Origin of the sequence: Clostridium tepidiprofundi DSM 19306 (assembly GCF_001594005.1) — a bacterium.
GTDB classification, from domain to species: Bacteria; Bacillota; Clostridia; order Clostridiales; family Clostridiaceae; genus Clostridium_AC; species Clostridium_AC tepidiprofundi.
Genome location: NZ_LTBA01000007.1, coordinates 13,248 through 39,433 on the forward strand (window position 1 = coordinate 13,248; position 26,186 = coordinate 39,433).

General features: G+C 29.3%; 18 protein-coding genes. 11 read left to right on the forward strand and 7 right to left on the reverse strand.

The annotated features are described in order from the left end of the window. The first annotated feature begins 14 nt into the window (after nucleotides 1-14). Together CLTEP_RS04830 and CLTEP_RS04835 are read left to right on the forward strand one after the other, a co-directional pair. A complete protein-coding gene (locus tag CLTEP_RS04830) occupies nucleotides 15-2,834 on the forward strand; it encodes an ATP-binding protein (protein ID WP_066823438.1) in 2,820 nt (939 codons plus the stop codon). 109 nt (nucleotides 2,835-2,943) lie between these two features. Continuing rightward, complete coding sequence (locus CLTEP_RS04835; RefSeq protein WP_066823440.1) at nucleotides 2,944-3,786, forward strand: patatin-like phospholipase family protein; 843 nt, start codon at nucleotides 2,944-2,946, stop codon at nucleotides 3,784-3,786. A gap of 29 nt (nucleotides 3,787-3,815) precedes the next feature. Here CLTEP_RS04835 and hypF read toward each other — a convergent pair whose 3' ends face one another. Next, complete coding sequence (gene hypF / locus CLTEP_RS04840; RefSeq protein WP_153016279.1) at nucleotides 3,816-6,110, reverse strand: carbamoyltransferase HypF; 2,295 nt, start codon at nucleotides 6,108-6,110, stop codon at nucleotides 3,816-3,818. A gap of 659 nt (nucleotides 6,111-6,769) precedes the next feature. On the opposite strand from hypF, the gene CLTEP_RS04850 reads away from it, so the two are divergent. The 3 genes from CLTEP_RS04850 (at nucleotide 6,770) to CLTEP_RS04860 (ending at nucleotide 10,176) form a co-directional block, all read left to right on the forward strand. Then, on the forward strand, nucleotides 6,770-7,141 hold the full coding sequence (locus CLTEP_RS04850; protein WP_153016280.1) for an ArsR/SmtB family transcription factor: 372 nt from the start codon (nucleotides 6,770-6,772) through the stop codon (nucleotides 7,139-7,141). A gap of 94 nt (nucleotides 7,142-7,235) precedes the next feature. Continuing rightward, on the forward strand, nucleotides 7,236-9,068 hold the full coding sequence (locus tag CLTEP_RS04855) for a heavy metal translocating P-type ATPase (RefSeq protein ID WP_084364654.1): 1,833 nt from the start codon (nucleotides 7,236-7,238) through the stop codon (nucleotides 9,066-9,068). 202 nt (nucleotides 9,069-9,270) lie between these two features. Then, the gene (locus tag CLTEP_RS04860) at nucleotides 9,271-10,176 is read left to right on the forward strand and encodes a DMT family transporter (protein ID WP_066823445.1); all 906 of its coding nucleotides are present in this window, start codon (nucleotides 9,271-9,273) and stop codon (nucleotides 10,174-10,176) included. A 296-nt stretch (nucleotides 10,177-10,472) separates the two neighbouring features. On the opposite strand, the gene CLTEP_RS04865 is transcribed toward CLTEP_RS04860, so the two are convergent. Then, on the reverse strand, nucleotides 10,473-10,754 hold the full coding sequence (locus CLTEP_RS04865; RefSeq protein WP_066823449.1) for an ArsR/SmtB family transcription factor: 282 nt from the start codon (nucleotides 10,752-10,754) through the stop codon (nucleotides 10,473-10,475). Nucleotides 10,755-10,767: 13 nt separating this feature from the next. Next, complete coding sequence (locus tag CLTEP_RS04870; protein ID WP_242863868.1) at nucleotides 10,768-12,018, reverse strand: D-alanyl-D-alanine carboxypeptidase family protein; 1,251 nt, start codon at nucleotides 12,016-12,018, stop codon at nucleotides 10,768-10,770. 187 nt (nucleotides 12,019-12,205) lie between these two features. Between CLTEP_RS04870 and CLTEP_RS04875 the strand changes: the two genes are divergently transcribed. Beyond that, entirely contained in the window at nucleotides 12,206-12,409 is a 204-nt protein-coding gene (locus tag CLTEP_RS04875; RefSeq protein WP_066823452.1) for a hypothetical protein, read from the forward strand. Nucleotides 12,410-12,660: 251 nt separating this feature from the next. Here CLTEP_RS04875 and CLTEP_RS04880 read toward each other — a convergent pair whose 3' ends face one another. Further along, complete coding sequence (locus CLTEP_RS04880) at nucleotides 12,661-14,115, reverse strand: nicotinate phosphoribosyltransferase (RefSeq protein WP_066823455.1); 1,455 nt, start codon at nucleotides 14,113-14,115, stop codon at nucleotides 12,661-12,663. 199 nt (nucleotides 14,116-14,314) lie between these two features. Here CLTEP_RS04880 and CLTEP_RS04885 point away from each other — a divergent pair, with 199 nt between their 5' ends. The 5 genes from CLTEP_RS04885 (at nucleotide 14,315) to CLTEP_RS04905 (ending at nucleotide 22,219) form a co-directional block, all read left to right on the forward strand. Then, nucleotides 14,315-16,315 (forward strand): ATP-dependent helicase, encoded by a 2,001-nt coding sequence (locus CLTEP_RS04885; protein ID WP_066823458.1) that lies wholly within the window; start codon nucleotides 14,315-14,317, stop codon nucleotides 16,313-16,315. Between the two features lie 87 nt (nucleotides 16,316-16,402). Continuing rightward, a complete protein-coding gene (locus CLTEP_RS04890) occupies nucleotides 16,403-18,448 on the forward strand; it encodes a cell division protein FtsA (protein WP_066823460.1) in 2,046 nt (681 codons plus the stop codon). After that, a complete protein-coding gene (locus CLTEP_RS04895; protein WP_066823462.1) occupies nucleotides 18,448-19,626 on the forward strand; it encodes a M20 metallopeptidase family protein in 1,179 nt (392 codons plus the stop codon). The genes CLTEP_RS04890 and CLTEP_RS04895 overlap by 1 nt, the downstream gene beginning before the upstream one ends. Continuing rightward, nucleotides 19,626-20,585: an RluA family pseudouridine synthase gene (locus CLTEP_RS04900; protein ID WP_066823463.1), complete on the forward strand. Its 960-nt coding sequence runs from the start codon at nucleotides 19,626-19,628 to the stop codon at nucleotides 20,583-20,585. Before CLTEP_RS04895 ends, CLTEP_RS04900 begins: the two co-directional genes overlap by 1 nt. 11 nt (nucleotides 20,586-20,596) lie before the next feature. Continuing rightward, nucleotides 20,597-22,219: a putative polysaccharide biosynthesis protein gene (locus tag CLTEP_RS04905; protein WP_066823465.1), complete on the forward strand. Its 1,623-nt coding sequence runs from the start codon at nucleotides 20,597-20,599 to the stop codon at nucleotides 22,217-22,219. A 29-nt stretch (nucleotides 22,220-22,248) separates the two neighbouring features. Here CLTEP_RS04905 and spoVB read toward each other — a convergent pair whose 3' ends face one another. From spoVB to CLTEP_RS04920, 3 genes are all read right to left on the reverse strand, one after another. Continuing rightward, on the reverse strand, nucleotides 22,249-23,748 hold the full coding sequence (gene spoVB, locus CLTEP_RS04910; RefSeq protein WP_066823468.1) for a stage V sporulation protein B: 1,500 nt from the start codon (nucleotides 23,746-23,748) through the stop codon (nucleotides 22,249-22,251). A gap of 202 nt (nucleotides 23,749-23,950) precedes the next feature. Further along, complete coding sequence (locus CLTEP_RS04915) at nucleotides 23,951-24,367, reverse strand: hypothetical protein (protein ID WP_066823471.1); 417 nt, start codon at nucleotides 24,365-24,367, stop codon at nucleotides 23,951-23,953. Between the two features lie 123 nt (nucleotides 24,368-24,490). Then, nucleotides 24,491-26,071, reverse strand: a complete 1,581-nt coding sequence (locus CLTEP_RS04920; RefSeq protein WP_066823474.1) for a sodium:neurotransmitter symporter family protein — start codon at nucleotides 26,069-26,071, stop codon at nucleotides 24,491-24,493. Between the last annotated feature and the right edge of the window lie 115 nt (nucleotides 26,072-26,186).

Sequence of the window (26,186 nt, forward strand, 5' to 3'; positions counted from 1 at the left end):
ATGAGGTGAAATAATTGAAAATACATTCATTGGATATTAGGGATATGGGTATTTTCCAAGGGGAGAAACTGGAAGGATTATCTAATAGAATTATAGTAATTGGTGGATTGAATAGAGCAGGTAAAACCACTTTTATGCAAATACTTAGGCATTTAGGTTATGGATTTAACAGTAAGGACATACTACCGCCTCCAAGGTTTGAGTATGATGTTAGAAGTACTGTTGTTTTAGAAGATGGAAAAAAGTATAATATGTTGCTTAAAAAAAATAATTCTCCTGTTATAAGTAGTGAAAATGGATATGGTGATATTACATGTAATGAAATATATGGTAATATTGACAGTTATACTTATAAGGAGTTATTTACTATAAGTTTAGACGAAATAAGTAGGATAGATGATAAAAATAATAGCAAATTAAATACAGTTCTTCTTGGAGCAGGTTTAAAAGATATTGTTAAAGTGCCAGGGTTAATAAAGAATTTTAACAAAGAAGCTGAAAAGATAGGTGGTAAAAGAGGAAATCCTTCAACAAAGCAATTTAAACCTTATTATGAGGTTATTAAGAAAGGTAGCGAAACATATAGTAAGGCAAAATTAGAGCTTTATGAGTATAAAAATAAATGTGAACAGATTTGTGAAGTAGAAAAATTATTATATGAAAAACAACTTGATATTATAAAAATCGAAAACGAAATCATTGTATTAGACGTTCTTAAAAATAACTATGAAGTGTATAATAAATGGAAAAATATCAAAGTTGAATGTGAAAAATATAAAACCACTAACTGTATTGAGGAAAGTGACTTGGTAAGAGGAAAGGAATTATATAAACAGTATAAAGAAATAAATGAAGAGTATGAAGAAGTTAAATATGAATATGTAAAAGAAGTTTCTTCGGATTTAAATTCAAAAGACTTGTATATAAAGCATAAACAAGATATATTAATGTATAGTTCGGAATTATCAGGTACTAAGGAAAAACTCAAAAATTTATTTGATTCAAAGAAAAAGATTAATAATAAAGTATCAAGTGTAATGTATAGAATGAAGACAATAAATAACAATTGGGATAGCTTTGATGTTATTCAGAATATTAATTGCGATAAAATCAAATTGAATATGATAAATGATAATATTCAAAAGTATGATGCCTTTGTAAATCAAAGTAATAGTTTAAATAATGAAATAGAAACATTAAAAGTTAGTAAAAATACTATTGAAAAACAAATAAAAGATTTGAATATAAAAAAGAATTCTTTTTATTTAAAATGGTATTTTATTATAAATTTGATTACTGTTATAATAGGAGGAGCATTATTAAATTATGATAAAAGCTTAGCTACTGCAGTTATAATTATAGGTGCTATTGGTGCAGGACTTTGTATGTTCATAGTTTTTAATTCTAGTAAGGAGAATAAGAAAATCTATAATACACTTATTAGAAATATTGAAGAAATAGGAGTACAATTAGATATTAAAGAAAAAAGGTATTGTGAAATATGTAATGAAGTTAAAAAATTAGAAAGTATTTTTAATAAATATAGGAATGAAATTCATATAAATAAAGATTGCAGTGTTTTTGATATGAGAGAATATTATAAAAGTGCATTAGATTTAAGCAGAGAAATCAATGAAATCATAAATGAAAAAAGAAAGTTGTCTGGATTAGAAAATAAACTTAATTTTGAAATAAATGATTACAAACAGCTTGTAAAAAAATTTATTGACAATATAGATGGACAAGAATTATTTATTTATATGGAAAAGCTATATAAAAATTTAGCTATTGCAGAAAAATTTAACGATATTAATCATAAAAAAACTGAAGTAGACAATAAAATAAGGGAACTACTAAATAAGTATGAAAATGTAATTGAAGTAAAAAATACTAATGATTGCTTTAATGTTCTAAATGAGTTTATAATAAAAGGAGAAAAATATAAAAAATTTGTTGAAATTAAAGTGCAATGTAATTTACTTGAGGAAAGACTTAATCAAGCACTAAAGACAGATAGAATAAGCAATGCTTTTAGTGAAATGTTGAGTTTAGTGTTTTCTGAAAGAGAATATTTGGTTATTTTAGAGAAGGGTTATGAAAAGTATACTTCGTTAGCTGGAATTGAAGAAGAATATATTAAACTTAAAGAAAATAGAAAAATTCTTTTAGATGAAAAAGAACAATTGAGAAACCAGCTTCAAAGACTTAAATTTGAAAAGGAAAAATTGTTATCAGATGAAACAATTGAGAGAGCACGAGAGCTTATTAATGAAGGTAGAGGAGGACTTTATACACTTGCTGAAAAATATGCAGTATACAAAACAGCTTCACTAATATTAAGTAAAGTACAAAAGAGATTTTTGGATGAAACCAAGAATACACTTTTGAAATATTCAGGAGATATGATGAAGTTAATAACGTCAGGAGAAATAGAACATATACAACCTGTTGATGATTTAAATGTATGTGATTTTAAAACGATCCATAAAGATGGACATGTATATGATAGCTCTGATATGTTGAGTAGAGGAACGTGCGAACAGCTTTTTTTATCAGTTAGATTGAGCAGAATAAAAGAAATAACTCCACCATTACCAGTAATATTCGATGATTCATTTGTTAATTTTGATGAGATTCACATGAAAAATGTGCTAATATTGCTAGCTGAATTGTCCAAAACTCATCAAATATTTGTTTTGACTTGTCACTCAAAGTTAATTGAGTTAATTTCTAATATAAGCAACGATATACAATATTGGAAGCTTGAAAAGGGCAGATTTAGCTTAAGCAGTAGTAAAAAACTAATAGAATATCTAAGTACCCCTGGGGTATAAGTTCAACCCCAGGGGTAAAACAGAACAAAAGCGGTATAAGCTCAACTAAGGGGTATAAGATAACAAAAAGAGTATAAAATTACCCCAGGGGTAGAAGGGAGAATTTTTTATGAATAATATAGGTTTAGTTTTAGAAGGCGGGGGTATGAGAGGAGTGTATACTTCCGGAGTATTAGATTACTTTATGGATGAGAATTTATATTTTCCTTATGTTATTGGTGTTTCAATGGGAGCCTGCAATGCAGCATCATATATTTCAAAGCAGAGGGGAAGAAATAAAATAGTTAATATTGAATATGTAAATGATAAAAGGTATTTGAGTTATAGAGGACTTTTAAGAGATAAAAGTTTGTTTGGAATGGATTTTATTTTTGATTATATTCCAAATAATTTAACTCCATTTGATTTTGATACTTACATTAATTCAGAGCAAAAATTTATTATAGTAACAACTGATTGTGAAACTGGAAAACCTGTATACTTTAATAAAGATGATGATGTGGATACATTAAAAATAATTAGAGCATCTAGTAGTTTACCTTTTATTTCACAGATAGTTGAAATTAAGGGTAAAAAGTTGTTGGATGGTGGAATTACTGATTCTATTCCTGTTAAAAAGGCAATTGAGGATGGTAATGAAAAATTGGTTGTGGTATTAACTCGAGATTCAGAATACATAAAAAAGCCTTTTAAGATGAAAAGATTAGCTAAAAGAGTTTATTCGAAATATCCTAATTTGGTCAATGCCATGCTTGAGAGGCATATTATGTATAACAATACACTTGAATATATTAGAGAATTAGAATCGCAAGGTAAGGCTTTTGTAATAAGGCCAAGTCATCCATTGAATGTTGGAAGAGTTGAAAGAAATCAAGATAAGCTTAGAAAACTTTACGAAATGGGATATGAGGAAGCAAAAGCATGTGGTTCAAAGTTAAAGGAATTTTTGTAGTTCCTCAGAGGTAGAACCAAATTTTGGTTCTACCTCTGAGGAATGGAGATGTTAGCTATAACAATTTGACCGATGGATACACCACCATCATTGGTAGGTATATTTTCATGTGAATAAACAGTAAAATCTTTTTCTTTTAAAACTTCAATAAGATTTGATAATATGTATGCATTTTGAAAAACGCCACCACTTAATACAACTTCATTGATATTGATTCTATTCCTAATTAGTACACACATATCAACAGTAAAGTTAACAATTGTATTGTGAAACTTAGATGAAATAACATCTATTGAAACGTTATTTTTAATATCTTTGAATATTGAATATATAATATTCTGGGGGTTAATTAAATATGATTCTTGTTCTTTTATAATTTCATAATTGTAGTACATGTTGCAAGTGTTATTAATCAATGCTTCCAATTCAATTGATGCTTGACCTTCATATGAAATTTTTTCTCTAACCCCTATAATAGAAGATATTGCGTCAAATAATCTCCCCATGCTTGAAGTTTCAATGCAGTTGAAACTTTTTTCAACCATTTTTATTATAGGTCTGCATTTTTCACCGAAAATACTAATTGTTTCTGACAGAGCAGTATCTTTAGAATATATATTTTTTAATGTACTGTATAAGTAAGAAGCTCCAATTCTCCAAGGCTCTTTTATTGCATTGTCTCCTCCAGGTAAGGGCATATATGCTAAATGGCCGATTCTTTTAAATTCATTAAAATTGCATATGAGAAATTCTCCTCCCCATATTTTACCGTCAGTTCCGTATCCGGTTCCATCAAAAGATATTCCAATGACATTTCTGTTATCCAAGTTGTTATCAACCATGCAGCTAACTATGTGTGCATGATGATGTTGTACTGATATTTTAGGTAAATTAAAGCTTTCAGCATAGTTAGTTGACATATAACTTGGGTGCATATCATGTGCTATGTATTGTGGATTAAAAGAGAAAATATCTTTAAAATGTTCTATATTTCTTTTGTAATGGTTAAATGTCTCAATGTTCTCTAAATCTCCATTATATTGGCTAACAAATATGAAGTTATCTTTTCCTATTGAAAAAGTGTTCTTCATGTTTGGACCACAAGCTAAAATTGGTTTAATTCCTTTAAAATTAAAGGGATATGGAACGTAACCTCTTGCACGCCTTATTAATCGTACTTTGTTGTTAACTACTCTTGCAATAGAATCATCTACTGGTATGTATATATCCCTATTATGCAGTAGAAAATAATCAACAATATTTCCTATATTAGTTATTGCAGTATCATTATCATATTCTAAAGGAAACCCGCTTATATTTGCGCTAGTCATTATTAATACTTCAATATTTTCATTCCAAAATAAGATTTCATGAAGTGGAGTGTATGGAAGCATAACTCCTAAAGTTTTTTGTCTAGGTGCAGTAGCTGCAGAAATATTCTTATGTGGTGAAATATTATTTTTCTTTTCAAGCAGAACAATGGGCTTTCTTATGCCTGTTAGAAGTTTTTCTTCAATTTTATTTACATGACAGTATTTTTTTACTGTTTTTAAATCCTTCATCATTACAGCAAATGGTTTATCAGGCCTAACTTTTCTTTGGCGAAGCAATTTAACTGCATAATCATTTTTAGCATCACAAACAATATGAAATCCACATAAGCCTTTTATTGCAAATATTTTGCCTTCAATAAGCTTTTTTTGTGACCATTCTATTGCATCATCAGTATCAATTTTTTTACCTTTATTATTGGTTATCCAGACGTGAGGACCACAATTATTACAAGCATTAGGTTGAGCATGAAATCTTCTATTAGTTGGACTAAAATATTCTTTTTCGCATTTATCGCACATTTTAAACTTAGCCATTGTGGTTTTATCTCTGTCATAAGGAATTGATTTTATTATAGAGAATCTTGGACCACAATTAGTACAATTAGTAAAAGGATATTTAAAGCGTCTATTCTTAGAATTACGTATATCGTTTAAACAATCTTCACATGTTGCAATATCTGGAGATATAAGTGTTATTTTATCTTTTTTTTCTTCGCTTTTTTTAATAATAAATTCATTGAAATTAGAAATATTCAATTCTTTTATTGTAATATTTTCAATTTTAGATAGAGGTGGTGGAGTATTTTTGAGTTTGTTGATGAATAAATTAATATTTTCAGGTAAACCTTCTATGTCAATAAAAACACCTTCAGAGCTATTATTTACCCAACCTTTTAAATTATATTTTTTAGCTAGATTGTATACAAAGGGTCGAAAACCAACTCCTTGAACAATTCCTTCTACTTTTATAAAAAATCTTTTTATATCCATATATAATTCTCCTAAATTTTTGCATGATTTTATCAATTTTAGGTTTTATCAACGGGTTCCGACGATGAAGTAGTTCGCAAAATAGACTAGCATACTGACTAGTTATTTTTTGAAAATGCCTAAAGCTCTTTTTTATAGTATAGCATTATTTTCGAGAGTATACCTAAAAAAATGCTATATATAAAATTAAAATAATTCCTATAATGCAGAATAAAATCGCCAATTTGTTAGAAAATTTAGTATTTTTGATGCATAAACGTTTTTGAAATATAATAATTATTTTTTCTATTATGATAATGAAAAAAATGAAAAATATGAATTTGCCTACTGGTATACCTTCTATAGTTATTTGTAAGAATACATATAACTGGTCAATTAATTTATGAATCATTGTAATCCTTTCCTTTCTTATTTCAATAATATTTATATTTGTGAATTTATATTTGAGAACTTTGTAGTTTACTTTTTTACGTAATAATTTGTAAATTAATATATTTAAAATATTTTGCAATACTATATTTGAGCAATGCTTCAAATTATTCATTGACAATTCATTTATAATTGAATATAATAACATATGAACAAATGTTCATATGTTATTAACGAGACGATGATAGTGTAAATACTTTGCATTATCAAACAATAATGGGAGGAATAATATGATAGATAATAAACTGGAAATTGAAACATGTAGTTGTAAGATAATCCATGAAGATATAGTAAGTGAAGTTAAGGTTAATATGCCGCAGGAAGAGAATTTATATGATTTAGCAGAGCTTTTTAAAGTTTTTGGTGATTCAACTAGAATTAAAATATTATATGCTTTATTTTCAGCAGAAATGTGTGTTTGTGATATAGCGGCGTTACTCGATATGACTCAATCTGCTATTTCACATCAACTTAGAATTTTGAAACAAGCTAGGCTTGTAAAATTCCGTAGAGAAGGTAAGGTAGTGTATTATTCCTTAGATGATGATCATATAAAACAAATATTTGATCAAGGGTTAAGACATCTTCAAGAAAATAATTAGCAAGTATGCTGGTATATTTGATTTTTGTTATTTTTCAAATGTCTAAATGTTTAAATAATGTATATGAAAATAAATGAGAAGAAGGGATTAATATATGATAAGGCTTATTATAGGAGCTATATTGTTTGGTATAGCACTAGTTTTCAAATTTTCACCTAGTATAGAATTTGTCATGTTTTTTACTAGTTATTTATTAGTAGGTGGGGAAGTTCTACTAAAGGCTGTAAAAAATATTTTTAGAGGTCAATTGTTCGATGAAAATTTTCTTATGAGTATTGCAACAATTGGTGCATTTGCAATTAAAGAGTTTCCTGAAGGTGTGGCTGTAATGCTATTTTATCAGATAGGTGAGCTTTTTGAGGATATTGCAGTGAATCGTTCAAGACGTTCCATTAAATCTCTTATTGATATTCGTCCAGATTATGCAAACCTCAAAGTTGGTGATGATATTAAGAGAGTTTCTCCATATGAAGTAAAAATTGACGATTATATAATCGTAAAACCCGGCGAGAAAATTCCACTTGACGGAAAAATTATAGATGGTAAATCAATGGTTGACACGTCTGCCTTAACTGGTGAATCAGTACCAAGGGAAGTAAAATCAGGAAGTGATATTTTATCAGGATTTATTAATAAAAGTGGAGTGCTGACTATTAGAGTAACAAAAGAATTTGGTGAATCTACTGTGTCTAAAATATTAGATCTAGTACAGAATGCAAGTACCAAAAAAGCACCTACTGAAAATTTCATCACTAAATTTGCAAGATATTACACTCCTATAATTGTATTTTCAGCACTTGCTTTAGCTATATTACCTACACTATTTATCAATGGAGCTACTTTTTCGGATTGGGCTTATAGAGCATTAATTTTTTTAGTTGTATCTTGTCCGTGTGCATTGGTTATTTCTATTCCACTTGGATTTTTTGCTGGAATAGGTGGTGCGTCTAGAAATGGTATATTAATCAAAGGTAGTAACTATTTAGAAATATTAAACTATGTAGATACTGTTGTTTTCGACAAAACTGGTACACTTACAAAAGGAGTATTTAAAGTTACTGAAGTAAATACTTATGGTGATATGAATGAAGATGAGTTATTAAAATATGTTGCATTTGCAGAAAGTTATTCTAATCATCCTATTGCTACTTCAATTCTAAAGGCTTATGGTGAAGAAATAAATCAAAAAGAAGTAGAAAATTATGAAGAGATATCAGGTCATGGTGTTAAGGCAGTTATACAGGGAAAAGAAGTACTTGTTGGAAATGCAAAACTGATGCAAAAAGAAAATGTTAAATTTGAAAAAGTAGAAAAGATAGGAACTGTTATATATTTAGCCATAGATAAAAAATATTCAGGATTTATTGTAATATCAGATGAGATGAAAAAAGATTCTGAAAGTGCTATAAAGGAATTAAGAAATATAGGCGTTAAAAAAATTATTATGCTCACGGGGGATAGGAGTTCAGTAGGAGTAAAAATAGCAGAAAAACTAGGATTGGACGATGTGTATTCTGAACTTTTACCACACCAGAAAGTTGAAAAATTAGAAGAATTATATAAACAGAAATCTTTAAAAGGTAAACTTGTTTTTGTAGGTGATGGAATTAATGATGCTCCTGTATTAGCGAGAGCAGATATTGGCATAGCAATGGGAGGAGTAGGTTCTGATGCTGCAATTGAGGCTGCTGATATAGTATTAATGACCGATGAACCTTCTAAATTACCAATTGCAATTAAAATTGCAAAAAGAACTAGAAGAATTATATGGCAAAATATTATATTTGCGCTTGGTGTAAAAGGTGTTGTTTTATTGCTTGGTGCATGTGGAATTGCGACTATGTGGGAAGCAGTTTTTGCTGATGTTGGAGTTGCTCTGATTGCTGTATTAAATTCTATTAGAGCAATGAAAGTAAATAATTTGTAGTGAACTCGTTTTGCTAAAGCAAAACATCGGGACTTCAGGTGGAGACTCTACTCCACCTGAAGCAAAATCTTCAATCTCCCACTTATAGAAGTGGGAGTCTTGTAAAAATTTGACCGCATATTTTTAAAATGTTATTTTACAATGCCAATAATTATAGTATAATCTAATAAAATATTATATTAATTGGATAGGAGATAACAATATGGAAAATAAAAGAACAGCACACTTAGCGGCAATATTTTTAATGATTGTATGGAGTCTTTCATATTTAAGTATAAAAGTTATTGTTGTTGAAGTTGAACCTACATTGGCAGCGTTTTATAGATTTTTAATTGCTTCGTTGATTTTATTTTTTATACATAAGCACAAATATCCCAATGAAAAGATATTGAAAGAGGACAAGCTTAAAATGATGTTAAGTGGATTATTTGGGGTATCATTGTATTTCTTTTTTGAAAACTATTCAGTAAAATTTACATCAGCAGCTAATGTTGCAATTTTGATTGCTACAATACCGATATTCACATTACCAGTTCAAAAAATTATTTTTAATGAAAAGATAGGTTTATTTAAAATAATAGGTGCAACTTTCAGTGTAGTAGGTATAATAATTATTATTATCTCAAAAGAGAGAGTTAGTTTATTTTCGAAGGGAAGTATTGGTGACTTCATGGCGTTTGCTTGTGTAATTTCGTGGATTGTCTATAATGTAATAACAAGCAAATTCAAAGGCAATTATAAAAGTATTACAGTTACTACTTATCAGGTTATATGGGGAACAATTTTTTTGAGTCCTGCATTCTTGGTTGGAATTATAAAGAAGACGGTGAATATACCATCATCAAAGGTTATTTTAAATATATTATTTTTAGCAATATTATGTTCATTTCTAGGGTATTTGATTTATATATATTGTTTAAAGAAATTAGGTGCTACCACAATTACAACTTATATAAATTTACAACCTATAATTAGCATAGTTGCGGCTAAAATAATTCTCAATGAAAGCATTACTATTTGGCAGGTTATGGGTTGTATAATTATTATTTTAGGAGTAAGCTTAGTTAGTTTGTCTGACGGGTTCACTGGTATTATGTTTAAAAAGTGAATAATAATATATTGCAAAGAAATATTTATATTAGGCATTTGAAAGAAAATAACAAGTCAAAGATGCGACGTATATTTTGTGAAATACAAAGAGTTGGGTTCCGCTGATAGTAGGTTCTATCAACGGGTTCCAACGATGAAGTAGTTCGCAAAATAGACTAGCATACTGACTAGTTATTTTTTTGAAAATGCCTTAAGCCAAGGAAATTTCCTTGGCTTAAACATTACTAAATAAATAGATTTACATTAGAATATTCAGTTCCTATAAGGTAGTTTACAGGGGCTTAAATAATTTTTTTAAAAAAATATAGAATTTATAATTTTAATTGCTGTCTCATTAACAACTGTATAATTTATTTCAAGTCCGTTTCTTTCACCTTTAATAATTCCAGCAGCCTTCAGCTTTTGGAGATGTTGAGAAACTGTAGATTGAGGTAGAGATAGACAATCTTTTATGTGAGAAACATTACATTTCCCATTTTGTTGTAATAAACCTTTAACTATACATAATCTTACTGGATGAGATAAAGCTTTTAGTATATCTACTATTTCATTATAATCATTGTAATTTGAATCCATATTCATACTTCCTTTAATAATATCTTCTGCGTCTTCTTCTATTTTTTCTTTTTTTGATTGAAATAATTAATGCAAACAATAATATTAATATTACTACAATACCTACTCCAGCAGCTATATAAATCAACATATTATCATGTAATATGTCTTTTGTTGTAATCGTTGAGTACAAATCATATGTCTTACTATAGTCTCTTTGAGTTATAGTCATCGTACCGAGTGAAGTTTTTTTATCTAACTTCCAAGGATCAATATTGCCTATATCAAATGTTTTTTTAGGAACTATGTCATTGTTATAATAGTCAATATTTGTTCTGACTTCAAGGGGGATTTCAATACTTTTTTCTGGACCTATAAATGGAATAACCTTATAAGATGCTTTAACAGTATAAACTTTTGTATTCTTGTCTATTAAAGTATCTTTTGTTGCATTATAACTCCAGTCAATAAGTTTTTGCATATCTTCAAATACTTTTGTATCTTTAGTATCGTATTCAGAGTTCATAACAACCCCTATTATATGTCTATCATTTCTATTGTAAATTGCTACAAGACATCTACCTGCTTTATCAGTAAAACCTGTTTTACCACCTATACATCCATCTATGCCAAGAAGTTTATTTCTATTAGTAACTTTGGCTTTAGGTCCATTTGCAAAACCAATAATGCTAGTTTTTTTACCCATAGATTCTCTTACCCAATCATTTTCATATGCCGCTTTTGCTAGTTTTGTCAAATCGTATGCTGTTGTATAGTGGTCATCTGTATTGCTATCAAGTCCGTTAGGAGTAACAAAATTGGAATGTAACATTCCTAATTGCTTTGCTTTTTTATTCATCAATTTTGCAAAATTTTCTACATTACCAGCTACATTGTCGGCTACCATATAGGCAAAATCATTTCCAGAATACAAAAGAAGACCATCCATAACATTATCAGCGCTCATTGGATCACCAATGTTTACTTTGTAAATATTAACACCATATGAATAAGCCGGTTGCAAAGAAGCACTCTTTGTATATTTTAGCATATCTGTTTTGCTTTTATTTTCAGCTAATAAAATAGAAGTTAATAGCTTTGTTATTGATGCTGGATAAACTTTTGCATCAATGTTTTTTGTGTAAATTATTTCATTGGTATCCATATCGACTGATATTGCAGATGTACCTATTAATTCGGGTACGGGTTGTGCAGCAAATGCACTAAACGAAAGTAACATAGTAAAAATTAGTGTAAATAGAATTGTTTTTTTTACATTTTTCAATTTTCATCTCTCCAATTTCTAGTTCATATTGTCATGTTGTTTGTGTATAACAAAAGTATAACATTATATTATATTAAGGACAAGTTAAATAATTTTCAAAATTTATTCATAATTTTGAAAATATGTTTATTTTAGTGTATAATAAGTGGGAAACAATAATTTATTTGCATTAAAGGGGTGGGGGAGTATGGATAGATGTCCTTTTTTATCTACGCAAAACGAAGAAGTATGTTGTTTTAAAGAGTGTGTTTTTTATAATTGCACGGAGTTTGATGGCGTATGTCCATTTAAAGAAATTAATGTTACAAAGGAGTGTATATACAATAAAGAATATGATTGTGAAATGTTATTACAAGATAGTGATTCACTATTAAGTTTGCTATACAAATAGAATTAATATCTTCAATTCGTAATTTAGATTTTTATCATATATATTACAACGAAAAATGTAGTATGCAGAGATTTTTATAGTCAATATTAATAAAAAATATATTATATTAAATATTTATATTGCATATTATGAATTGAAGGATTAATATATTTAAACTTGATAAGATACTTTATGTTTGACAGGATACTTATAAAAAAGATAGATGTTTTTAAGTTCATCTATCTTTTGTTATGCGAGCTAGTTGCAGTGAATTATTTTTCAAAGTGTGTTGTATATTTGAGGAGCATATCTTGTTTTAATTTCCATAAATCATATGATAAATCAACATAATATGTGTGAGGATTTTCAAACCTTAAAACTTCATTCCAAAGTGTTGAAAGTTCTTTTTTTGTGTATTCTCTTATATCTAAAACACTAGGAGAAGTATATATTGGTTTACCATCTTCGAATATCTTTACCATAAGTTCCTTAACGTGAAAATCTGTAATTTTCTTTCTTTTCCAAGTATGAATAGGATTGAACAAAGTCAGAGGTTTATTTTCAACTATTGATTCATTGTTTAATGTTATTAAATCTGCAATAGCTTTGTTTGTTTTGTTGTCAAATATTCTATAAATCTTTTTAAAGCCTGGATTAGTTATTTTTTCAGTATTCTCGCTTATTTTTATTTTAGGAACTATTTCACCGTTATTTTCAATAGCAACGAGTTTGTATACACCTCCAAAAACAGGTTCTGATCTTGCTGTTATGAGCCTTTCACCAACTCCAAAACCATCAATTTTTGCTCCATTATCGAGTACACCACGTATTATATATTCATCTAATGAATTGGATACTATAATTTTCACATCATTATATCCAGCATCATCAAGCATTTTTCTTACTTTCTTGCTCAAATATGTTATATCACCGCTATCAATTCTAACTCCTTTAGGTCTTTTTCCCATAGGTTTTAATACTTCATCAGCGACTTTTATTGTATTTGGTATTCCTGATTTTAAAACGTTATATGTATCGACTAGAAAAGTACAATTATCAGGATAGGTTTTTGCCCATGATTTGAAGGCTTCATATTCGTTATCAAATAATTGAACCCAACTATGTGCCATTGTTCCGACAGCCATTGTACCGAATATTTTATCAGAAATTGTGCATGCAGTAGAGTCACAACCACCAATTATTGCTGCTCTTGAGCCATAAATAGCACCATCATAACCTTGAGCACGTCTTGAGCCAAATTCCATTACGGTACGACCTTTTGCAGCTCTGCATATTCTGTTCGCTTTTGTAGCTATAAGCGTTTGATGGTTAATGGTTAAAAGAATCATGGTTTCAATAAACTGAGCTTGTATAATAGGACCTTTCACAGTAACTAAAGGTTCACCAGGGAAAACAGGATTTCCCTCTGGAATAGCCCATACATCACAAGAAAACTTAAAGTTTCTCAGATAATCAAGAAATTTTTCAGAAAAAATATTTTTGCTTCTGAGGTAATCTATGTCGCTTTCTGTAAATTTTAACTCTGAGAGATACTCAATTAGTTGCTCAACGCCTGCCATTATGCAGTATCCACCTTTATCAGGTACTCTTCTAAAGAACATATCAAAATATGCTATCTTATTACCAATATCATTATCTAGGTAGCCATTAGCCATAGTTAATTCATAAAAATCAACAAGCATAGTTAAATTTCGTGTAAATTTCATTTTACTCACCTTTTTCTATTTTAATCAGTATGTTTTATGGTTATAATTTATAATGAAAATGATATATACTTGTTAAGTTCTTAAAATCGTATAATTCTCTAAACAAAAATACGAATTTTATAACTTGATAAGTACAGATTAATTCTAATACTATTATTTGTCTATTACAATAAAAAAATCAGAAAACAGAGGTGTCTATGTGAATTTTGAAGAAAATTTAGATAAATTTCAAAGAATTGCTGTAAAGACTGATGAAAGGAATTTGCTTGTGGTAGCTGCGCCGGGAAGCGGTAAAACGACTACCATTATTAACAGAGTTTTTTATTTGGTAAAAAAAGGAGTAAGTCCTGACAATATTGTAGTAATAACATTTACCAGAATGGCAGCTATTAACATGAAAAATAGATATAGTGAATTAGGTATTCAAAAACGCAGTCCATTTTTTGGGACATTTCATGGGCTTTTCTATAAAATAGTTAAAAGACATTATGGTAACATTGAAATAATAGGCTCAAGTCAGTCGTATAATGTCATTAAGAGTGTACTTAAAGAATATTTTGATGAGATTACAGATGAAAAGGTCAAGGAGACATTAAATGATATTTCAGTGTTTAAAAATTCACTGATAGATATAGAATTTTTTAAAAGCACTATGGATAAAAATATTTTCAATGATTGCTTTATAAAATATGAAGAATATAAAAAACGGAATAAACTTTTAGATTTTGATGATTTGCAGATAAAGGTTAGAGAACTGTTTTTGAAAAATGAAAATATTCTAAATGGCTATAGAATGTTGTTTAAGTACATTCTTGTTGATGAATTTCAAGATTGTGATAAATTGCAGATTGATATTTTAAGATTATTAAATTTGAATAATTCTTTATTTGCAGTAGGGGATGAAGACCAATGTATATATTCTTTTAGAGGGTCAAGACCTGATTGTATGGTTGAATTTGATAAATACTTTGATGGTGGTAAAAAGGTATTTTTGAGCAATAATTATAGAAGTCCTAAGAACATCATAGAAGCTTCTAATAAATTGATTATCAATAATAAAATTAGGAATTCTAAAACAATAAATGCTGTGAAAAAAGTTGATAGCAAAATAAATGTTATTAATTCTAATGATGAAAATGGTCAAGCAAATGAGATTTCAAATATAATATTGAAGCTCAATAAAATTTCAAATTATAAGCTTTCAAGTAATGTTGTTTTGTATAGAACCAATATTGAAAGTAGAAGCTTGATAGATGCATTTATTAGAAAAAGGATTCCGTTTAGATTTTTTGATAGGGGTTATAATTTTTTTGAACATTTTATTTGTCGTGATATAATTGCATATTTAAAGTTGAGTATAGATCCATGTGATAGAGAGAGTTTTACTAGAATAATAAATAAGCCTTTCAGATATGTAAGTAAAATAAACATTGAAAAGCTTAAGAATCACAGAGAAAAAAACAGTTGTTTTGAGATTTTGAAAAACATGGGAAATGTTCATCCTTATCAGATAAAGTCTCTTGAAAAGTTACAAAATGAAATAAATTTTTTGAGTAAAATATCATTAAAAAGTGCTGTTGATTATGTTATTTTTAGTTTGGGTTATCATGAATATATTGAAGAGTATTGTTCTAAATTTAAGTACAATATAGATGAAATGGAAGAGATAGTAGAAGAGTTTAGGGAGTCATGCAAGGAGTTTAATTTTATTAATGAATTCTTAGTACATGTAGAAGAAGTTAGCAGTGAAATTAAAAGAAATAAGAATGATGAAAATAGGGACAGTGTAATATTCAGCACGATTCATGGTGTTAAGGGAATGGAGTTTGAGAATGTATTCATAATAAACTGTAATGAAGATAATATTCCACATAAGAATAATGATAACATTGAAGAAGAAAGAAGATTATTCTATGTTGCAGTTACAAGGACTAAAAAAAATTTATGGTTAGGAATATCTGATAGAATAAAAGGTAGTACAAAAGAACCTTCAAGATTTATAAATGAATTAGGAATAAATAAAGATACAAGTGTTGATATACTTAAGAAAGGAGAAGTTATTAGGCATGTTTCTTTTGGTATTGGTAAAGTAATAAATATAGATGAAAAAGTAGTTGATATTGAATTTGATGAGGGTATAGTGAGAAGGTTTGATGCATTGATTTTGTTTAATAGTGGACTTATTAAGCAAGTTAATTGAATGTTATAGCGTAATATTATATAATTTTATTAAACTCATATCATTAGTAATGTGAGTTTAATATTTGCAGTAAAAGAGGGAATTGGTATGGGATTTTCAAAAATTAATCCAAAGGACTTGATTTTTTCATTAGATATTGGTACACGTTCAATTATAGGTACGGTTGGTGTTGTTAAAGAAAAGAAATTTAATGTTATATGTGAAAGTTATATGGAACATAGTGAAAGATCTATGATTGATGGGCAAATACATAATATTCAATCTGTTGCTGAAGTTGTTGTAAAAGTAAAGCAAGATTTAGAAAAGAAATTAGGAGTAAAGCTTACAGATGTAAATATTGCAGCAGCTGGTAGATTTTTAAGAACGGCAGTTACTAAGGTGGATATGGAAATCGATATTGAAAAGGAAATCGATAAGGATACCGTTAGTGCACTTGAGTTAACAGCTGTAAAGAAAGCTGAGGAGGAAGTCGATAGACAATCGCAAGGTAAGCTCTATTGTGTTGGATATAGTGTGAAAAATTATTATTTGAATGGATATTTAATAGGCAGCCTATTATCGCATAAAGGAGAAAATATTTCGGCTGAGGTGATAGCTACATTTCTTCCACGTTCGGTTGTAGATAGCTTATATTCTGTTATGAATAAAGCAGGACTAAAGGTAAAAAATTTAACGCTTGAGCCCATTGCTGCAATGGAAGCTGCTGTTCCTCAAAATTTAAGATTGCTCAATATAGCCTTGATAGATATTGGAGCAGGTACATCTGATATTGCGATAAGTAGCAAAGATAGTATTGTTGCTTATGGAATGGTACCGCTTGCAGGTGATGAAATTACTGAGATTATAGCACAAACTTATTTAACTGATTTTAATACTGCAGAAGAAATAAAGAGAGCTTGTTTAAAAGAAGAAAACATATCATTTGTTGATGTTCTTGGAATGGAGAATCAAATAAGTTCTGAAGAGGTACTTAAAGTAATAAATCCATCTGTTGTAAAAATTTCAGAGCAGATAGCTGATAAGATAATTGAATTAAATGGAGGTAAATCACCTAATGCAGTTTTTCTTGTTGGAGGAGGGGCTCATACACCATTTTTAAGGGAAGTTTTAGCGGAAAAATTAAATTTGCCACTTCAAAGAACAGCAGTAAAAGGCAGAGATTCTGTTATTGAGTGTATGTGTGATAATGCTTTGGATTTAGGAAGTATAGGAGTAACAGTTTTGGGTATAGCATTAATAGCGATTAAAAAATCTGGAAGTGACTTCATAAATGTAACACTAAATGGTAGCATTATTAGTCTTTTTAATTCTCGAAAGCATACTGTTATGGATTTAGTTATGCAGGCAGGTATAAATCCTAAATTGTTAATTGGTAAGAGAGGAAAGAGTAAAAGATTTATAGTAAACGGTATAAAAAGAGTTGCATTTGGTAAGCTACCTAAGAGTTCAGAAATAGTGATTAATGGTGAAGTAAGCAGCATGGATTCAGAGGTTAAAGATGGTGATGTAGTAGATATAAAGTATGCTGAAAATGGTGGACATGCAGAACCTAAGGTTATTGATTATGTGAAGAAAATAGATACTGTAAGTTTTTATTTGGATGATAAGTTAGTAAATATTGAGCCTGTTGTATTTATTAATGGTAACAAAGTTAATATTGACGCTAAAATTGAAGAGGGAGATAATATAGAAATTATATTTCCTAATACCATTGGACAGTATAAAAAATATTTTATATCAGATAATGAAGTTGATTATTGTATGAATAATTTAAAATTGGAAGATGACTACATTATTAAAGAAGGGGATAGAATATATAAGAATGTGACAAAAATATGTGATATGCCTGAAAAATATAAAATTGAAGGAAAGACTGAAGAACACATTGCATGTGAGGTTGAAAAGGAAGTTGATTCTTCAAAATTTATTGAAATTATTATAAATGGGAAATCAACAATATTGACAGGTAAAGAAAAATTTGTTTTTATTGATATATTTGATTTCGTAGATTTTGACTTATCAAAGCCTAAGGGTAAAATAGTTTTAAAATTAAATGATAAAGATGCAGGATATTATGATGAACTTCACCAAGGTGATAAGGTAGATGTATACTGGCAGAAGGCGGTGTTTTAGTGGATTTTTTAAAATTATCAAGAGAAATTGAAAAAGATGTCATAGCAATAAGAAGAGATTTGCATATGTATCCAGAATTGGGCTTTGAACTTGAAAGGACAAGTGAAAAAGTAAAATGCTTTCTTAAAAATGAGGGTATTGATTTTTATGAAACGGCAAAGACAGGTGTTTGTGCTATAATTTATGGTAATGGCAAAAAAACTATAGGGATAAGAGCGGATATGGATGCACTTCCTATAGAGGAAAAGAATGATTGTGAATATAAGTCACAAAATAAAGGTAAAATGCATGCTTGTGGACATGATGCACATACTGCTATTTTGATGGGAACTGCCAAAATATTGAATGGTATAAGGCATAAATTAAATGGAAATGTCAAATTGTTTTTCGAACCAGCTGAGGAAACAGTTGGTGGGGCTAGGCTAATGATTGAAGATGGAGTCTTAAAAAATCCAGATGTTGATGCAATAATTGGGCTTCATGTCGAGGAATGGATTGATGTTGGTAAAATAGGTATAAAGAAAGGTGTTGTTAATGCTGCATCAAATCCATTTAAAATAAAAATAATAGGTAGTGGAGGGCATGGAGCGAATCCTCAAAACACTATAGATCCTATTGTTATTGCTTCAAATGTTATATCTTCATTACAAACCATAGTAAGTAGAGAAATTTCACCTACTGATTCAGCAGTAATAACAATAGGTTCAATACATGGTGGAACAGCACAAAACATAATACCTGAAGAAGTGGAATTAGAAGGAATTATTAGATGCCTTAATATTGAACACAGAGATTATATAAAGATGAGATTGAGGGAAGTTACGACTGGAATAGTTAATTCAATGAGAGGAAAATGTGAAATTCAGATTGATGAAAGTTATCCGTGTCTGTATAATGATGATTACATGACTGATTTGCTGGTTTCTTCTGCTGAAAAGATTATTCAGTCAAAAAACATTGTAAAATTGGATGCTCCTAGTATGGGAGTGGAAAGCTTTGCGTATTTTGCAATGGAGAAGCCATCAGTGTTTTATTATTTGGGTTGTGGGAATGCTTATAAAAATATAGTTCATGCTGCACACAGCAATAGATTCAACATTGATGAAAGATGCCTTTCTATTGGTGTTGCAATAGAGTGTCAAGCAGTGTGGGATTATCTAAACGAGGAGGAAATTTGATGAAAATTGAAATAGGTACAAATGAGGCAGGGCAGAGAGTTGATAAATTTTCAAGAAAGCTATTAAAAGATGTTCCTTTAAGTGTTATATATAAGGCTATAAGAAAAGGAGATATAAGGATTAATGGCAAAAAAACTAAGGAAAAATATTTCCTAGTTGAAGGGGATATTTATGAGGTAAAATATGTTCAATCGAATGCAAAGAAAAAAGATTTTATTATGGTTCCAAGCAGTGGAATGAAAATTACATATGAAGATACGAATATTCTTATTGTTGAAAAATGGCCTGGAGTATTGGTTCATGCAGATAAAAAAAATGGAGAGCCTACTTTGACTGATCATGTATTATCCTATTTATATGAAAAAGGAGAGTATGATCCCCAAAAAGAGGTTACATTTACACCAGCTCCATGTAATAGGCTTGACAAAAATACGTCTGGTATTGTTATATTTGGTAAAAATTTTAAGGCGATGAAACTTCTAAATGAAATGATTAGGGAAAAGAGCATACAAAAGTATTATGTTGCATTGATAAAGGGAAAAATAAATGATGGACTATATGAGGGATATATAAGCAAAAATGAAGAAAATAATATATCAACTGTATATAAAGAACAAAAGAGTGATACTAAGAAGATATCAATGAAGGTAAAAACAATTGAGACAGTTGGAGCTTTTTCATATATAGAAGTGAATCTATTAACAGGTAGAAGCCATCAAATAAGAGCACATTTGAGCTCTTTAGGCAGACCTATTATTGGTGATCCAAAATATGGTGATAAGAAAATAAATGGATTTTTTGCAAATAAATTTGGTTTAAACTTTCAGTTTTTATATGCATATAAGCTAATATTCAAAAATTGTCCTGATGAATTGTCATATTTGGAAAACAAAACAATAGCAGAAAGCTTGCCACCAATTTTTAAGAAGGTTAAAAAAGATGTTATGAGATTTGATTAAAGGAGTAATTTATGGGTAAAGATTTAACTCTAGAAAAGCAGTCCACTACAAAAGGCTTTGCCATATTGTCTGGGGCAGCTTTGCTATCCAAGGTAATATCAATTTTATATTTACCAATTTTATCAAAGATATTGGGTGCTGATGGTATAGGTATTTATTCGTATGTCTACAGTATATATGTTTGGATGTATATAGTTACAAATTCGGGCTTGCCTTCAGCGATTTCTAAAATAGTGTCAGAGCTTATAACTACAGGGAATTATAAAGATGCAGTTAGAAGTTTTAAAATATCAAGGATGTTATTGATCGTTTTCGGTTCAATAACAACATTATTGATGTTTATATTGGCTGAACCACTGACATCATTCATGAACTTTCCAAAAGCTGCATTAGCAGTAAAGGTGTTGTCACCTGCTTTGGTAATAACCGGGATATTAAGCACGTACAGGGGATATTTTCAAGGTATAGGTAACATGACTCCAACCGCATTTTCGCAGATTGTTGAGCAAGTAATAAATGTATCTTTGAGCATAGGTGTTTCTTATGTATTAATCAGATTTGGGATTGAAGCTGGTATTGCTGGTGCGACTACGGGAACTACATTAGGAGCGTTAGTTGCAGGAATATTGTTGATTACAATATATAAAAAGCATTCTCTTGTACATAATATTGATAACAATATAAAAAATACAAGAATGTATTCAGATAAGAAATTGCTTAAAAAGATATTGAGTTACTCTATTCCTATGGTTATTTGTTTAGGACTTCAGAGTGCTGGACTTTTGATTGATGCACCTATTGTAAAGTCTAGACTTTTGCATATTGGATTTGGCGAAAAATTGACAAATTCACTATGGGGTTGGTTTGCATCATGGTATACTAGTTTGATAAATGTACCTATTGCTATTGTTACATCTCTAGCTACAGCTGTTTTGCCTGCGGTATCTGGATTAGCTGCCATAAATGACAGAAAAGCATTAAAAAGTAAAATAAATTATGCTTTTAGATTGTGCTTTATGATATCTATTCCATCAGCAATTGGATTAATGTCATTAAGTACTGGAATTTATAGATTATTTGGTTATGATGTTAGGGCAGCTGTTCTTATGAGGTATGGTGCTTTAATATTAGTTCTATTATCAGTACTTCAGATTCAAACATCTATACTTCAGGGTATAGGGAAAATATATGTTGTGACTATTTATGCAGTCATTGGGCTGATTGCAAAAGTAATTGTAAATTATATATTTACAGCTATACCTAGCATAAATATTAAAGGTGCATTATTGGGAAATGCAGTTTGCTATTTGGTACCTTTGATTTTGAATTATATTACTATAAATAGATATTTAAAAATTAAAATAAGTTTATTTAGGCATAGTACAAAACCTTTGTTTTCGTCAATTGTAATGGGGTTATTAGCTTATTCGGTTTATTACTTCATAATAATTATAGCTGTAAATAGTTATATTGTAAATTTAATAGCCGTTGTAATTGCTATATTTGTAGCTGTATTTGTTTATTTATATTCACTTATAATAATAGGAGGAATAAAGAAAAAAGATTTTGATGTATTACCTTCTAGGATTCTTAAGTTGATTCCAAAATTTATGATGAATGCAATAAAGGAGTAAGAAAGCAGTTAGGAATTGCCTAACTGCTTTTACTCTTCAGCTTTATTTAAAATGGTTATTGAAAAATAAAACAACATAAAAGCCACAAATATTATTATTAGATTTTTAAACAAGAACAATGAAGATGGTATTATCAAATTAAATATTTTCAGTATATAATGTATCAATATGGTCAAGAAAGAACCTATTATTATTGTGCTGAAATATATTTCTATTGAGCATATTTTCCTTATTTCTAATAAATTTAATATTAAACCTACTAGAGATGTAATTATTAGTGTTATACCATATCCATATACATTTATAGAAGGAATACCTATCAATATATAAAATAAAATCAATTCTAGAATTGCGGAAATGATTGAATTGATTAATACTGCCTTTTGTTTCCCCATACCATTTAGTATTGAGTAAGTTGATGTCATTAAATAAGTGAATGGTGCACTATATGAAACAAATCTTATATAATTACCAAGATCGCTTCTGTTGTAAAAAAGTCTACCAAGTTCAGTAGGGATGCACATGCACAAAAGCATACTTGTAATACCCAATAAAACAGAAATATTTATTATTTCTTTTATTCTTTTTTCTAATTTGTAGTAATTCTTGTTTGTTAAACTATTGGAAATATCCGGTACTAACAATATTGACATAGAAACGATTAATATCATAGGGAAAAACACTATAGTAAGTGCCATACCTGAAAATTTACCAATAAGACCAAGTGCATTTGTGTATTCAATTCCTGCGGCAACAAGTCTTCTAGGAATTAGTAATGTTGAAACAGTAGAAATACCAGTTGTTAAGAAACCATTTAGTGCAAGAGGTAATGAAATTGCTAACACATTAAAAAGTAGTTGAGGACTGCTTTCTGATTTTAAACTTTTATGAAATTTTTTCTTGTTGGATTTATAAAATATATATAATAAGGCCAAGCTAATCAGTTCACCACAAGATAGTGCTATATAAGTAGCAGTTACAGTTGTTGTAATACTTTTTAGTGAAAGAAGATTGATTAAACTTATTATTACAACTACTCTTATTGTCTTTTCGAATATATCTATTATAGCAGGAGCTTTTATATTATTAGTCCCAAAAAAGTAACCTTTATAGATTGATGATATTGCTACGAATACTAATGCTGGACTTATTGCCCACAGAGAATAAAGAGTTCTAGAGTCTTTTATTATTACATTACTTATGAATGGTGCAAGCATGAAGAATAATAATGCTATAAATATTGACCATATTAAATCAAATATTATAGTAATATGTATAGTCTTATTTAAATTTGAGTAATCATTTTTATTATAATAAAAAGAAGCTTCTTTGGAGATTGCAGTTATCATGCCTCCGCATAATAAGCAGCAAAACAAATCATAAATAGGCATTATTAAACTGTACAGACCAACTCCTTCTGCACCAAGTTTTTTTGATAATATTATTGAAAAGACGAATTTTAAAATTCCAGTTGATAGATTAGATAAAGTCAACAGTAAAGAGTTCTTATAAAAATTATCCTTTGACATCTTAAAACCCCCGAGTTATAAAACATATATTTATATTTATGATAGGTAAAATTTTTATATTCTAACTTTTGATGGGCTTTTTTAAAACACAGCAAACTTGCTTTATTAATGCAAAAGATTCAATATTCCAATTATAGAATTCGAGGGCTTTATAAATTGATAAAAAAAAGATTGCCGCCCATACTAGGTGGCAATCTTTTAACTATCTAAAAATACTTTTATATTTGAGTAATTTTGCAAATACCACTATTGATACAAATAACATCACAAAACTCAAAGCAACAAAGAAAAGTGTTAAAGTTTGAGCAGTTGATACAGAAATACTGTAGTGACTACTTATTCTAGTTAATTCAGTATTAAAATTTCCTCTTATACTGATGAAATATTTTATCCATACTGTTGAAATAGCAAATGCAATAGGTACTATGCCTAAGGCAATCAGATATCCACTTTTCTTTCTGTGTTTAATTCCGAACAGTCCCATAAATATAGGTATAATAAACAATAGTGGTAAAACAAATCCTAAAAACTGGGGAGATAGAGCCAAAAACAGAGCACATAAAATGGTAAAGTAAAATGATATTTTCCTTGCAATTAAGGCTTCACTTTTTACGCTCATATTAATGGTTATTTTCTCCTTGATGTTTGATTATGGAATTTAGAGTTATTCCAATTGAAACCAATATCAACCCCCACATAGATAACATAAAAGTCAATCCTGTAGAACTCATAATCACACCTCCTACATTTTAACAATAACTCTGTTTTGTTCAATCTCTTGTTTATAACTCTTCTTGATTCCTAAGTAAGTTCCTATGAATCCAAGTATAAATACTATTAATAGAACTATTCTGGCACCTTCTACCCATGGTATTAATACGGGTGTTTTTGTGACGAAACCAGGAATTAATCTGAAATAACCGTCCTTAACGTAGTCTATTGTAGAACCTATAAGTATTGTTATTATTACAAGTGGAGTTATCCATCTAATCATTATAGTATATATCCATTTAGGAGCTTTCCAATAAGAACCTTCATTCATTTCATCAATAGGATTCTCTTTCATAAGCCATCCAGTAACTATTATTTCAATCAATCCCATAATGACTAGCAAGTAACTTCCAACCCAATTATCTAATTCTGTTAAATAAGCTAAATCTGCAGTATGAGTTATAATAGGTTCTAAGCATACTGGAAGTCCGACGATAATATATCCGAAGAAAACCAAAATTGAAGCAGTTTTCTTTGCTATACCTACTCCTTCTTCTAAAACAGTTACAAGATAGTTATACATTGCTATGGCTGATGTAAATCCTGCGAAGAATAATAACAAGAACCAAAGAGTACCAAATATTCTTCCGCCACCTATAACTCTAAAAATATTAGGTAATGAAATAAATGCTAAACCAACACCAGCACCAAGTCCTTTAACGCCCATAAACGCATATGTTATAGGAATAGCTATGCTTCCGCCAAGTATTACTTCTGCAAATTCATTAAGTGATACTGTAGCTAATGCTGAATTAACTATATCGTCATCCTTCTTTAAGAATGATGCATAGTTTTGAATAATTCCCATTCCAAGTGATAATGTAAAGAATATTTGACCAGCAGCAGCTAATGTAGCTTTAAAATTTAAATCCGACCATCTAGGCTCCCATAAATAGTTTAATCCTTTAATAGCTGACCAATCAGGTTTTGCTGGAGAACCTATTGTTAATGCTTTAAAAATCATTATAATTCCGAAAATGTACAGTACAGGCATCATCAATTTTGCCCATGCTTCAATTCCTTTTTGTATACCTCTTGTTACTGCAAATGCCAAGAATGCCAATGTTACAATCCAAAATGTAAATACATATGCTGGATTTTGAATATAGTTTACAAAAAATTGACCAGTTGAAATGGATTTATCAGCATATCCTCCTGTTATAGATAAAATACTATATCCTAGCGTCCAACCTATGATATGATTATAATAGGAGTTAACTAGAAGAGTAACCGCTATTACGAGCATACCTGAAATAGAACCTATAATGAGTGCTTTTCTGGGTTTGATTTTGTCTCTTGCTTGTATGTATATCATGTATCCTATTGTACCATGACCGTGTTTTCCGCCAAGTCTACCCATCATCCATTCTACAAGCATGAGAGGGATACCAATTACTATAAGTGCAAGAATGTATGGCACCATGAAGGCTCCACCACCGTTTTTTGCAGCTTGATATGGGAATCTCCAAAAGTTACCAAGCCCTATTGCATTTCCAGCCATAGCAAGTATAAGGCCTATTTTGGAACCCCAGTTCTCACGTTTTTTTTGCATATATAACTCCCCTTTCCCAATATGAATATTGACTTTATAATAGCATACAAAATTCATATTTTCAATAATTGATAATTTTCTGACGAATGAATAATAGTGGTGAGTAACATTTATT